Origin of the sequence: Rhodococcus phenolicus (assembly GCF_001646785.1) — a bacterium.
GTDB lineage: Bacteria > Actinomycetota > Actinomycetes > Mycobacteriales > Mycobacteriaceae > Rhodococcus > Rhodococcus phenolicus.
Genome location: NZ_LRRH01000067.1, coordinates 1 through 12,127 on the forward strand (window position 1 = coordinate 1; position 12,127 = coordinate 12,127).

10 protein-coding genes are annotated in these 12,127 nt (G+C 69.5%); 7 read left to right on the forward strand and 3 right to left on the reverse strand.

Annotated features, from left to right (window positions below; all coding sequences use genetic code 11):
• From A8G15_RS18945 to A8G15_RS18970, 6 genes are all read left to right on the forward strand, one after another.
• On the forward strand, positions 1-1,347 hold a 1,347-nt coding region (locus tag A8G15_RS18945; RefSeq protein WP_156665466.1), incomplete at its 5' end, for an alpha/beta fold hydrolase.
• A gap of 78 nt (positions 1,348-1,425) precedes the next feature.
• Complete coding sequence (locus tag A8G15_RS18950) at positions 1,426-2,361, forward strand: methionyl-tRNA formyltransferase (protein WP_068163027.1); 936 nt, start codon at positions 1,426-1,428, stop codon at positions 2,359-2,361.
• Positions 2,362-2,484: 123 nt separating this feature from the next.
• Positions 2,485-3,513, forward strand: a complete 1,029-nt coding sequence (locus A8G15_RS18955) for an iron-siderophore ABC transporter substrate-binding protein (protein WP_068163031.1) — start codon at positions 2,485-2,487, stop codon at positions 3,511-3,513.
• 96 nt (positions 3,514-3,609) lie between these two features.
• Positions 3,610-4,452 (forward strand): siderophore-interacting protein, encoded by an 843-nt coding sequence (locus tag A8G15_RS18960; RefSeq protein ID WP_068163033.1) that lies wholly within the window; start codon positions 3,610-3,612, stop codon positions 4,450-4,452.
• A gap of 37 nt (positions 4,453-4,489) precedes the next feature.
• On the forward strand, positions 4,490-6,259 hold the full coding sequence (locus A8G15_RS18965) for an ABC transporter transmembrane domain-containing protein (protein ID WP_082900002.1): 1,770 nt from the start codon (positions 4,490-4,492) through the stop codon (positions 6,257-6,259).
• On the forward strand, positions 6,256-8,058 hold the full coding sequence (locus A8G15_RS18970) for an ABC transporter ATP-binding protein (RefSeq protein ID WP_068163036.1): 1,803 nt from the start codon (positions 6,256-6,258) through the stop codon (positions 8,056-8,058). The genes A8G15_RS18965 and A8G15_RS18970 overlap by 4 nt, the downstream gene beginning before the upstream one ends.
• 12 nt (positions 8,059-8,070) lie before the next feature.
• Here the strand turns inward: A8G15_RS18970 and A8G15_RS18975 are convergent, their stop codons facing one another.
• From A8G15_RS18975 to A8G15_RS18985, 3 genes are all read right to left on the reverse strand, one after another.
• A complete protein-coding gene (locus A8G15_RS18975) occupies positions 8,071-8,571 on the reverse strand; it encodes an acetyltransferase (RefSeq protein ID WP_068163039.1) in 501 nt (166 codons plus the stop codon).
• 209 nt (positions 8,572-8,780) lie between these two features.
• Positions 8,781-9,803, reverse strand: coding sequence for a nitronate monooxygenase (locus tag A8G15_RS18980; protein WP_082900003.1), 1,023 nt, complete (start codon positions 9,801-9,803; stop codon positions 8,781-8,783).
• Positions 9,804-9,814: 11 nt separating this feature from the next.
• Positions 9,815-11,011, reverse strand: a complete 1,197-nt coding sequence (locus tag A8G15_RS18985; protein ID WP_068163045.1) for a YbfB/YjiJ family MFS transporter — start codon at positions 11,009-11,011, stop codon at positions 9,815-9,817.
• 115 nt (positions 11,012-11,126) lie between these two features.
• On the opposite strand from A8G15_RS18985, the gene A8G15_RS18990 reads away from it, so the two are divergent.
• A complete protein-coding gene (locus A8G15_RS18990; protein ID WP_068163049.1) occupies positions 11,127-11,990 on the forward strand; it encodes a LysR family transcriptional regulator in 864 nt (287 codons plus the stop codon).
• Positions 11,991-12,127 lie beyond the last annotated feature (137 nt).

Here is a 12,127-nt window from a genome sequence, read left to right on the forward strand (position 1 = left end):
CTGGACGAGATCCGCGCCGCGATCACCGACTGTCCCGGTGTCCGCACCGCCGTTGTCGTCGCCCGCCGTCGCCCGGACGGGCAGAACGCGCTCGCCGCCTACGTCACCGCCGTCGAGGCCGACGCCGCGGACACACTCGTCGACGAGGTACGTTCGTTCCTCTCGGCGCGGCTGCCGGAGTACATGGTGCCCGCGGCGATCGGTGTCGTCGATGCGATCCCGACCACGGTCAACGGCAAGGCGGACGTCGCCGCGCTGCCCGAGATCGCCCCGCTCGCGGCAGGTTCGGGCCGGCTGCCGCAGACCTACCAGGAGCAGGTGCTGGCCTGGCACGTCGTGCGGATCCTCGCACTGCCCGAGGACACGCGAATCTCCGTGGACGACAACTTCTTCGAACTCGGTGGGCATTCCCTCGCCGCGGCGAGACTGGTCGCGGCGATCGACGACGATTTCGGCATCGCGCTGGCACTGCGCTCGGTGTTCGAGAACCCGACGATCGCCGGGCTCGTCGACGAGATCGCCGGGCGCGCCTCGATCGGTGTGCGCGGGGGCGACGGCATCCCGGTCGTCCTTGCCCCGGGTGGCGGCGGGCACACCGTGTTCGCCGTGCACGCGGCATCCGGCTACTCGACCGTGTACGCGGAGTTCGCGGCGCGGATGGGAGACGGTGTCCGGGTGATCGGCCTGCAGGACCCCGCGCACGCCCGCGACGGACGCGACTTCGAGACCGCGACCGAACTGGCCGTCGCATATGCGGATGTGGTCGTACAGTCGCAGCCGGACGGCCCCTACCACCTGATGGGCTGGTCGTACGGCGGGCACATCGCGTTCGCGATCGCCCGGGAACTCGAGTCTCGCGGACTCGAGGTCGCCGATGTGACGATCCTCGACTCGCCACCCGTCGCGGAAGGAAGCGTGCGGGTGCGCTCCGACGAGGAACGCGAGGCCGACGTGGTCCGCGCCTTCGCGGAGTTCGCGGGACTCGAGGAGATCGCGGGGGAGACCCGCGTGTCGGTTCAGGCCCGCAATCGCGCGGGAACGGGTCCGTTGTCGGTGCTCGGCGACCGGGACGCGGCGGCGCTCATGGACTCGTTCGACCGATGCCTGCGCTTGATGGGGACCGAGCACACCCACGGGAAGGTGCGGGCCCGCGGGCACGTCGTCGTCGGTGCCGAGCACGCCGCGGAGGGCGGCGGCGGGTGCGAGCGGTGGTCGGAGTACTTCGCCGGCCCGGTCGAGATGCTCGACGTCGACATCGACCACGAACACCTGAACACCGGTCCGGCCCTGGACCGCTGGCAGCGCTGGTGGGCGGACCACACCGGACTGCCGCTCACCGACGCCTGACGGAACCGGCCCGGTCACCCGGGCCGTACGAATCGTGCCGACGCGTGTCGGCCGCAACCAGAGGAGAAACGAAGAACCATGCGAGTGATCACCTTCGGCTATCAGACGTGGGGTCACCGGACGCTGTCGGCGCTGCTCGGCTCCAAGCACGAGGTGGTGTTGTCGGTGACGCATCCGCCGAGCGACCACCCGTATGAGCAGATGTGGTCGGATTCGGTCGAGGATCTGGCGCGGGAGAACGGCATCCCGGTGTTCGTCGGAAAGCGGCCCGACGAGGCGCTGATCCAGGCGGTGCGCGATGCGGACGCCGATCTGATCATCGCCAACAACTGGCGGACGTGGCTTCCGCAGGAGATCTACCGGGCGCCGCGTTTCGGCACGCTCAACGTGCACGATTCGCTGCTGCCCAAGTACGCGGGCTTCTCTCCGCTCATCTGGGCACTCATCAACGGGGAATCCCACGTCGGCGTCACCGCGCACCTGATGGACGACTCGCTCGACGGCGGTCCGATCGTCGCGCAGCAGGCTGTCGCGGTCGGTCCCCGCGACACCACCACGGACCTGTTCCACGCGACCGTCGACCTCATCGAACCGGTGCTGCTGCACGCGCTGGACCTGCTCGAATCGGGCCGCACCGAGTTCACCGCGCAGGACCCCACTCAGGCGACCTACTTCCACAAGCGGTCCGAGCGCGACAGTCACATCGATTTCCGGTGGCCGGCCGACGCCATCGAACGGCTCGTGCGTGCCCAGGCGGATCCGTACCCGAACGCGTTCACGTACTACAACGGCGAGCGACTACGCATCCTGAAGGCGTCGGTCACACCGCGGCGATTCGGCGGAACCCCGGGCCGGGTCACCGTCCCGGAGGGCGACGGAATCGCGGTGGTCTGTGGTGCGGACGCGTGGAACGGCGGAAACCCCGCGCTGGTGCTCGAGCGACTGCGTCTGGACGACGGAACCGAGATCGACGCCAAGGAGTTCTTCGCCGGGCGCGCAGGCTATCTCGAGTGACCGTAGGGCCGGTGCGATGTGACGCAACCCGGCAAATGAACCGATTGAGACGGATCACCCAGTGCTGCTAGGGTGAGGCGTTCCTTAACTGAACCTAACCTAACCTGACCCTGAGAGTGACGAATGAAGATCAGTGCTTCCCGAGGCATGGCCGCGCGCCTGATGGCTCTCGCCGCAGTGGTGACGCTGCCCGTGGCGTGTTCGAGCAACTCCGACGACACGGCCTCCGGCAGCGGCGATTCGGACTGGACCACGGTGACGATCGACGGCGCCTTCGGCGACGCGGTCATCGAAACGCAGCCCGAGCGAGTGCTGGCGCTCTCCGAGACCGACGCCGACATCCTGGCCTCGATCGGTGTGAACACCATCGCGTACCCGGATCCGGGTCTCGACGTGCCGGCTGCCTATCCGTGGGAGCAGGGCCACTTCCCGGCCGACATCGAGGCCGTCGGAGTGACCAACGACAACGACGAGGTCAACTTCGAGGCGATCGCCGCGCTGGATCCGGACCTGCTGGTCGCGACCACGTTCTACGGTCTCGACGAGGACGTCTACGCCAAGCTCAGCGCCATCGCGCCGGTCGTTCACTACACCGAGGAAGCGAACTCGGATTCGTGGCAGGACAGCACCCGTCGCATCGGTGAGGCCGTCGGCCGCACCGCCGAGGCGGACGAGGCCATCGCCGAGACCGAAGCCGCCGTCGCTCAGGTCAAGTCGCAGTTCCCGCAGCTCGAGGGCAAGACCTTCAACGCGATCGTGTCGCCGTCCGCGGAGGGTCTGTGGGTCCTGTGCTCCAACGACGACAACATGGCTCGCGTGCTCACCTCGCTCGGCATGAAGCTGAGCGACTACGCGCAGACCGTCGACTGCAACTGGGGTAAGGGCCAGATCAGCTGGGAGGAGGCGTCCAAGCTCGACGCCGACATGCTGTGGGTCGTGCCGAACACCGCCGACACCTCCGTGTTCGACACCAACCCGGTGTGGACCGCACTGCCGGTCATCCAGCGCGGCTCCGTCGTGGTCACCCCGAGCGAGGACGGCACCCCGCGCGCCGCGGCGTTCCCGTCCCCGATCAGCCTGAAGTGGGTCATCGAGGAGTACGGCCCGCAGTTCTCGGCCGCCGTCGACAAGGGCGCCGACGCGACGCCGTGAGGTAGTTCCGTGCCGTCGCCCCGTCGCAGGGGCGACGGCACGGACCGTATTCATCGGCGTCAAGCCCACCCCACCCCCGAAGAACGGAGCCTCCGGATGACCGCCGCGGACAGCCTCGACGACCTGACCGAGAAGATCGTGATGCACGATCTCGTGCCCCGTCGCCTGACGGTTCTGCGCACGATCGACCTGACCCCGCGCATGCGGCGCATCGTCGTCGGCGGACCGGAGATCGAAGGATTCCCGCACGGTACGGGCCGGCCCACGGACCACGTGAAGCTGTTCTTTCCCGACGACACCGGCGACATCGCCATGCCCGCGATCGAGGACGGCGGCAAGTGGATCGAGCCCGACGGACGGCGGCTCGAATTCCGCGACTACACGGTGCGCGCGTTCGATCCCGGCACCGGTGAACTCACCCTCGACTTCGTCCTGCACGATCACGGCACCGGGGGCCGCTGGGCCGCAACAGCCGAAGCCGGTGCACCCCTGGGTGTGCTCGGTCCGCGCGGATCGGTCCTGGTACCCACCGGGTACCCCGCCTACATCCTCGCCGCGGACGAGACCGCGCTGCCGGCGCTGGCCCGATGGCTCGTCGAGCTGCCGGCGACCGCGCGGATCCAGGCGTTCGTCGAGGTCCACGATGCGAGCGACGAACTCGACCTCGAGCGGTCCGGCGCAGCGCAACTGACCTACCTGCACCGCGGCAGCGCCGCACCCGGCACCAGCGATCTGCTGATCGAAGCGATCCGGGCGGCCGAGCATCCCACCGACCCCTACTACGTGTGGGCAGCCGGCGAAGCCATCACGCTCAAGCCGATCCGCCGGTATTTCCGCCGGGAACTCGGCCTGCCGAAGGACCGTGTCGACATCGACGGCTACTGGAAACGGGGAGTGGTCAACCTCGACCATCACGACGACGAGGGCGACGACGCCTGACCGAGTCCCGCCAGGTGCCACGACCCCCCGAGGAGCCATGAAGCTGCGCCCGCTGACGTTCATTCCCGACGAACCGGTGGCGACCCCGCCGATCCGTGTCGACGACGAAACCACCGCCCGCCAACTGACGGTCCGCACGATCTTCGCGGCACGACGGATGACCATGCCGGCCGCGGTGCTGATGATCGGTCACCAGGTCGGCGAGGCTCTCGTCCCGATCGTCATGGGCCTGGCGATCGACCGGGCCATCGCAACCCACGACGGCACGCAGTTGCTTCTGTGGCTGCTCGCGCTGGGCGCGGTCTTCGCGATGCTCTCGTTCTCGTTCCGCTTCGGTTCCCGGATCGGGCTGCTCGGTATGCAGGCGGTGCAGCACCAGCTGCGGGCACGGGTCACCGACCGGATCCTGGATCCGCGCGGGATGGCCGGTCCCGCCCGCCTGCCCGGCGTGTCCCTGTCGATCGCGACCTCGGATGTGCAGCGGCTGGCGATGGCCTGCGCGATCGGGGTCTATCCGGTCGGGCAGCTCGCCGCCGTGGTGTTCACCGGCGTCGTGCTGCTGACGATCTCGTGGCCGTTGGGGGTCGCGGTCCTGGTCGGTGCCCCGACCATCCTGTGGATTCTCGACAAGGCCGGTGGTCCGCTGCGAGCGCGCAGCGAACACCAGCAGGAGATGGCCGGTGAAGCGGCCGGCACCGCGACCGATCTCGTCACCGGTTTCCGGGTCGTCAAGGGTATCGGCGCCGAGGAGGTCGCGGCCCGCCGTTACGTCACCGCGAGCAGGCGGGCTCTGCGCGGTGTGCTCGCCGCCTCCCGCTCCGAGGGTGCCTACCTCGGTGTGATGGAGGCGGTGTCGGGTCTCTTCGTCGTCGCGATCGGCGTCGCCGCAGGCCTGATGGCGGTCGGCGGCAACCTGACCGTGGGCCAGCTGATCACCGTCGTCGGGCTGACCCAGTTCGTGATGGGTCCGCTCAGCGCGCTCGGCACCAACGCCGGAGCGGTGTGGGCGGGAGCGCTCGCGTCCGCGCGCCGCGTCCTCACCGTGCTGCAGGCGCCCCCCGCGACCGCGATCGGCACGGTCGGCGAGGTCGCCGGCCCGCTCCGCTTCGACGCGCTCGCCCACGGTCCGATCCGGGACCTCGATCTCGAGCTCCCCGCAACCGGTCTCGTCGCGGTGGTCGCCGATGCGCCGACGACCGCCGCGCTGGTCGACGTCCTGTCCCGATCCGCCACCCCCGAAGCCGGTGCCGTCCGTATCGGCGAGACCGACCTGTTCGGTCTCGACGAGAACACCGCGATCGCAGCCGTGCGGGTCGCCCCGCACCATGCGGTGCTGTTCGAAGGGTCCGTGCTCGACAACATCGCCGCCGCCGTGGAACCGGATGCGGCGGACCGCGACACGCGCGTCACCCGTGCAGTGTTCGCCGCGGCCTGCGACGACGTCGTCGAGGTGCTCCCGGAAGGCCTCGACACCCCGGTGGGGGAAGCGGGCCGGTTGCTGTCCGGCGGGCAACGCCAGCGCGTCGCGCTGGCACGTGCGCTCGCGGCGGAGTCGTCGGTGCTGGTCCTGGTCGATCCGACCACGGCGGTGGATTCCGTCACCGAGGCGAATGTGGCCGGACGGCTGGCCCAGGCCCGCGCCGGAAACCTCACCCTCGTGTTCACCGACGCGCCGGCACATCTCGATGCGGCGGACGAGGTGATCGTCCTCGCCGAGGGGCGTCTGGTCCATCGCGGAGCCGCCGACGATGCGCCCGCACTGTCCTCGGCCGCTCCGGCCGGCACGCCCGTGGAGGCCCACCGATGACCAGCACCGCGACCCACGTCCCCGCACCGGCCGGCCCGCTCCCGATCGCGGACGCCCGCACCACGACGGCGCACTTCTTCGCCGCACTCTCGGACAGCCGTGCGCGGTTGATCGGTGTGGTCGCGCTGCTGGTCGCGGCCGCCGCGCTCGGGCTGGTCATGCCGTGGGCACTCGGCCGGATCGTCGACATCGCCATCGACGGCGGCGACGCCGCGGACGTGTGGCGTCTCGCCGTGATGATGGTCGTCGCGACCGTGGCCGCGGCCGGGCTCACCGGCGCGGGAGTGGCCGCATCGGCCCAGTTGTTCGAAACCGTTCTCGCCCGGCTGCGCGAACGCATGCTGGCATCGGCTCTGCGGCTGCCGCTGTCGCGGGTCGAGTCCGCCGGCAGCGGCGATCTGGTCTCACGGGCGACCGACGACGTCGAGGTCGTGAGTACCGCCATCTCCCAGGGTGTTCCGGCGATCTCGACGTCGGTGTTCACGATCGCCGCGACCGTCGTCGGCCTGGCCGCGTTGGACTGGCGCTTCCTCGCTGTCGTCGTGGTGGTGCTGCCCGTGCACGTGCTGACGGTGCGGCGGTACATCCGCGAGGCGCCGCCGGTCTACACGGGAGAACGTGCCGCGATGGCGAAGCGTGCCCACGAGGTGCTGGGCGCGATCCGCGGCCAGGACTCTGCGCGTGCGTTCGGGCTGACCGGACGGCTGCTCGCCGGGATCGAACGGTACTCGTGGGATGTCGTCCGATGGACGCTGCGGGCACGCCGGGTGCAGAACCGGTTCTTCGCCGGCATCAATACCGCCGAGTTCGTCGGAATGGCAACGATTCTCGGCGTCGGCTACCTGCTCGTGGGGAACGATGCGCTCACGGTCGGCGCTGCGACCGCCGCAATGCTGTTCTTCCTGCGGCTGTTCGGTCCGATCGGTGAGCTGCTGATGGTGACCGACGACCTGCAGTCCGCGGCGGCCTCCCTGGTGCGCATCGTCGGCGTGACCGTGGAGGGAGAGCGATTCGCGACCGGTGAGCACGGAACGGACGCGGCCACGGCGACGCCGCAGGGACGGGAACTCGACGCACGCGACATCACATTCTCCTACCCGGGCAAGCCACCGGTCCTCGACGGCGTGTCCCTGACCATCGGCGACGGTGAGCACGTCGCGCTCGTCGGCGCGTCCGGTGCGGGCAAGACCACCCTGGCCGCGGTCCTGGCCGGCATTCACCCCCCTGCGGGCGGCACCGTCCGATTCGGCGGCGCCGATTTCACCGCACTCGACGAATCCGAACGCGCACACCGCGTCGCACTCGTCACGCAGGAAGTGCACGTCTTCGCGGGTACCCTCGCCGACGACCTGCGGATGGCCGCGCCCGACGCCACCGGCGAGCAGGTCCGCGACGCTCTGCGCCGCGTCCACGCATGGGAATGGGTGGAACTGCTGCCCGACGGAATCGAGACGATCGTCGGCGACGGTGGACACGACCTGTCGCCGATGCAGGTGCAGCAGGTCGCCCTGGCCAGGCTGGTACTGCTCGATCCGGCGCTGGTGATCCTCGACGAGGCCACCGCCGACGCCGGCAGTGCCGGCGCGGCGATGCTCGAGGCATCCGCCGAGGCTGCGCTGGAGGGGCGGTCGGCACTGATCGTCGCGCACCGGCTCAGCCAGGCCGCCACCGCCGACCGGATCGTGCTGATGGACCGCGGCAGCATCGTCGAGGAGGGTTCGCACGACGAGCTTCTCCGCAGCGGCGGTCGCTACGCCACGCTGTGGACCGCCTGGTCGCGGGGCCGGGTGGAGCGGTAGAACGGCAGAACGCTAAACCGGTTCGTGCGCTGCCGCGGCGTCGGTGGTGAACGGCGCTGCGGCGGACAGGTGCAGAAGCGGGAAGGGACGACCCTCACCGTCGAGATCGGATCGTCCCGTGACGACGAAGCCGTTCCGCTGGTAGAACACCAGCGCCGAGGGATTCTGTTCGTTGACGTCCAGCGTGAGTGCCGGATACCGGCGCAGCGCGTCGTCCAGCAGAAGCGACCCGATGCCGGTGCCCCGGTGCTCGTCGTCGACGAAGAGCATCTCCAGTCGCCCCTCGGTCAGTCCGGAGAACCCGACGATGTGCCCCTCGAGGACGGCGACCGTCACGTCGACCGCTCTCAGATACTCCCGTGCCATCCGATCCTCGTAGTACGCGATGTCCTCCGGGCTCAGAAAGTGATGGGTGGCCAGCACCGCGCTCCGCCACACCGCGACGAGCCTGGCGAACTCCGGTTCGCCTGCGCCGGTACGCAACTCGACGTCCGGACGTGGGGTGATACGCATGCACTTCTCCTGCGGGAAACTCGGGCTCGACGCCGGGGACGGGGCGTCCGTTCGACCCCGAGAATACGGTGGGTGGCAAACGAATTCTCGAAAGTTCCGGCGCGGCCGAAGGCACTGGGTCCCGATCCGAACTCTGCGTGAAGAAGCGCGGTGAGGTGGATCCGGTCGCGTCCTCGGATCACGTCGACAGCGGTGTGGTGCAAGGTCGGTCAGACTCCTTTGGCGAGATGGAGGACGACATCGGCGGCGGAGCCGGTGGTGGCGTTACGCCACCCCGTTCCGGCCCACAGGTGCAGGCGGTCGCTGTCGCCGGCTCTGCCTGCGGCTTGCCGCAGCGCCCGGGTGAGGTGGTGCACGGCCGGGTAGGCGTTCAGGTCGGACCGGTGGTGGCGGGCGATGAACCCGTTGCGCAACGCCCGCGCCGGGCGCCCGGTGAACACGCGGGTCAGGACGGTCTCGGTGAACGCCGGGTCGGCCAACGCCTGCTTGTGAGTGGGTGAGGTGCCGGCCTCGTCGGTGCGCAGCAGCAGTGTTCCGACCGCGACCGCCTGCGCGCCCGCGTCGAGCATCCGCCGCACCGCATCGGGCCCATCGATCCCACCGGCGGCGATCACCGGCAGATGCACCGTCTCGAGCACCTGCCGGACGAGAGTGTCTGTCTCGACGGCGACGGGGGTGCGGGCGGGGTCGAAGGTGGCGCTGTGTCCACCCGCGGAGGCGCCCTGCACGACGAGCCCGTTCACTCCGGCTTCTCGGGCGAGGCGTGCTTCGTCGGTGGTGGTGACGGTGGCGAGCACCCGGGTTCCTGTCTTCTGCAGCGCGGCGATGTCGGCCGGGTGGGGCAGCCCGAAGGTCAGCGACACCACGGGGACCGGGTTCTCGGTGAGCAGCGCGAGTTTCTCGTCCCAGCTGTCGTTGTCGGTGACCGGGGAGGGGTCGAGTTCCAGCCCGTACTGCCCGGCCTCCGCCCTCAGTTCCTTCGCATAGGCGGCGAACGCGGCCTCGTCCACGGGATCCTTCGACGGGACGAACAGGTTCACCCCGAACTCCGCTGTGAGCGTGCGGACCTCGTCGATTTCTGCGGCCAGGAGTTCCGGGGTCTTGTAACCGCCGGCGAGGAACGGGAAGCCACCGGCGGCGGCGACGGCGTGCGCCAGGGCGACCGTCGAGGACCCTCCGGCCATGGGCGCGGCGACGATCGGCAATCGGGAATTCGGAAGCGGAGAGGTCACTGAGAGTCCTTTCAACGCTGCGGAGCCGGTTCGGCTTTCGGTGCCGCCGCGGAGGGCAGGGAGGCACGCGGATGTGGGTAATGGATGCGCAGCAGGATCGTCGTGGCGGAAGAGAGCGCAACGACACCACCGGCGGCGAACAGGGCGGTGTGGAAGCCGTCTGCGAGCAGTGGGGTGACGGCGACGGGGCCGATCGTCTGGCCGATCGCATACATCGCCGAGAGGATCGCGACCGCGGCGGAGATCTGTAGGTGACGGCCGGCGTCCAGGGCGAGGGCGGTCACTCCCATGAAGGTGCCGCCGAACAGCAGTGCGGCCGCGATCGCGCCGACGGCCCCCAGGTCGAGACCGGCGATCACGATGCCGGTCGCTTGCAGGCCGAGCGCGGTTGTCAGGAGGGTCGGATGGCTCATTCGTGCGCTCAGGCGGGCCCACAGGACGCAGGACGGGATCGCTGTCAGCCCGACGACGATCCACGTCGCCTTTCCCAGGGGGCCCGGGGCCGCGGCGGTGACGGCGGCGACAAGGAACGTGCCTGCGACGATGTAGCCGACACCCTCGAGGAAGTATGCGATGGCGAGCGGCACGAACCAGCGGTGTGGCCGGTGAATCTTCTTCTGCGCGGGGACGTTTACCCGCGCTGGTTGTGAGCTGACGAGATTCCGGCCGAGCGTCGTCAGGGCGGCGGCGAGTGCCGTGGCCGTCCACCATGCCATCCGCCAGTCACCGATCGGGGCGACCAGCAGCACGGCCGCGCCGGAAAGTGCGATACCCGCCCCCACGCCACCGTATGCCCACCCGGCCAGGTGGCGGGAGCGGGTGGAGACCTCGTTCAGCACGGTGCCGGCGGCCGCGACGAACATGATCGCGCCGCCGGCCCCGGCGATGGCACGCAGTGCGATCCATGCTTCCGGAGCAGTGATCAGCGGCATCGCTCCCAATGACGTGAGCACCGAGACTGTGCTGAGCCGCAGTGCCGACGCGTTCCGTCCCAGTGCAGGCACGAGTATCACCGCGACGGCGCCGACGAGGTAGCCGAGGTAGTTGGCGGTGGCCATCGTCGCTCCCAGTTGCGGGGTTACTCCTGCTTGCGTCTGCATCAGCGGCAGGATGGGCGTGAACACGAACCGGCCGACACCGACTGCGGCAGCGAGAGTGGCGGCTGCCCTCAGTGCAACCTGCCGTTCCGTGGTCGTCGTGCTCGTCACTTCCCGACTCCTGTCCGCCGTTCGGCATGGACGCCGTGCTTGCTTCCAGGGCGAAGTTATCCACGGGGTAGTCGGCAGGGAAATGCCGATTGTGCACGATCTATACTCGACGGTTATGGATGTGGAGTTGAGGCACCTGCGTGCCTTCACCGCCGTAGCGGAGAGCAGGTCCTTCACCGTTGCGAGCCGGCGACTGCTCATCACCCAGCCCGCTCTCACACGCACCATCCAGCAACTCGAACGAATCCTGGACGTCAAGCTCCTCGAGCGCACTTCCCGTTCGGTCGACCTGACCGAGGTGGGGCGTACCTTCCAGGCCCGTGCCCAGGTGCTCCTGCGCGACTTGGACCTGGCGATCGCCGAGACCCGGGGGGAACGCGACCTCCGGATCGGGTTCTCGTGGGCCTTGCCGGATCCGTGGGCAGGCGAAGTCCTCACCGCGTTCGAGCAGGCCACCGGTGCCACCACGCGTCTCATGCGCCGCGACGACCTGGCCGGGGCTCTCGATCGTCACGAGGTCGATGTCGCGTTCGCCCGGCATCCTGTTGCGGGCACGAGCACGACATCTGTGACGTTGTTCGAGGAGCCCCGCGTCGCGGCCGTGAGCAACCGGTCGCCGCTCGCCGCCCGGGAGCAGATCGCCTGGAACGAGCTCGGTCGACACCCTGTCGTCATCAACACCACCAGCGGAAACACCCGGCCGAACCTGTGGCCTCCCGAGCACCGCCCCGGCCGGATCGTCGAGTGCGACACCTACGACGAGTGGATCACCCTCATCGCTGCGGATCGAGGTGTGGGTGCGACACCTTTGTCGGCGAGTTCTACGCATGCCCACGCGGGGGTCGTCTTCATCTCTCTGTCCGGCGCGCCTCCGGTGCCCCTGTATCTCGTGTGGATCCCGCGCCCGGCGGGTGGCCTCGTGCGCCGCTTCGTCGAAGCGGCCACCGCTCAGGAGCGACCCTCCTACGCCCGCCGATAGGGGCGCGGCGCCGACGCCGGCCTTTGGTTCACGCCACCGTCACCGGTGAACCCAGCATGGGAGCGTGAACGCGCCGCGCTCACAGAACACGTCGATCCATTTCGTGTGCGGGGCACACGCCGGGATCGTCTCGTCGA

Coding starts and splice junctions, on each gene's coding strand:
- A8G15_RS18965 (WP_082900002.1), top strand. CDS start 4,490: ATGAAGCTGCGCCCGCTGACGTTCATTCCCGACGAACCGGTGGCGACC.
- A8G15_RS18960 (WP_068163033.1), top strand. CDS start 3,610: ATGACCGCCGCGGACAGCCTCGACGACCTGACCGAGAAGATCGTGATG.
- A8G15_RS18950 (WP_068163027.1), top strand. CDS start 1,426: ATGCGAGTGATCACCTTCGGCTATCAGACGTGGGGTCACCGGACGCTG.
- A8G15_RS18955 (WP_068163031.1), top strand. CDS start 2,485: ATGAAGATCAGTGCTTCCCGAGGCATGGCCGCGCGCCTGATGGCTCTC.
- A8G15_RS18970 (WP_068163036.1), top strand. CDS start 6,256: ATGACCAGCACCGCGACCCACGTCCCCGCACCGGCCGGCCCGCTCCCG.
- A8G15_RS18975 (WP_068163039.1), bottom strand. CDS start 8,571: ATGCGTATCACCCCACGTCCGGACGTCGAGTTGCGTACCGGCGCAGGC.
- A8G15_RS18990 (WP_068163049.1), top strand. CDS start 11,127: ATGGATGTGGAGTTGAGGCACCTGCGTGCCTTCACCGCCGTAGCGGAG.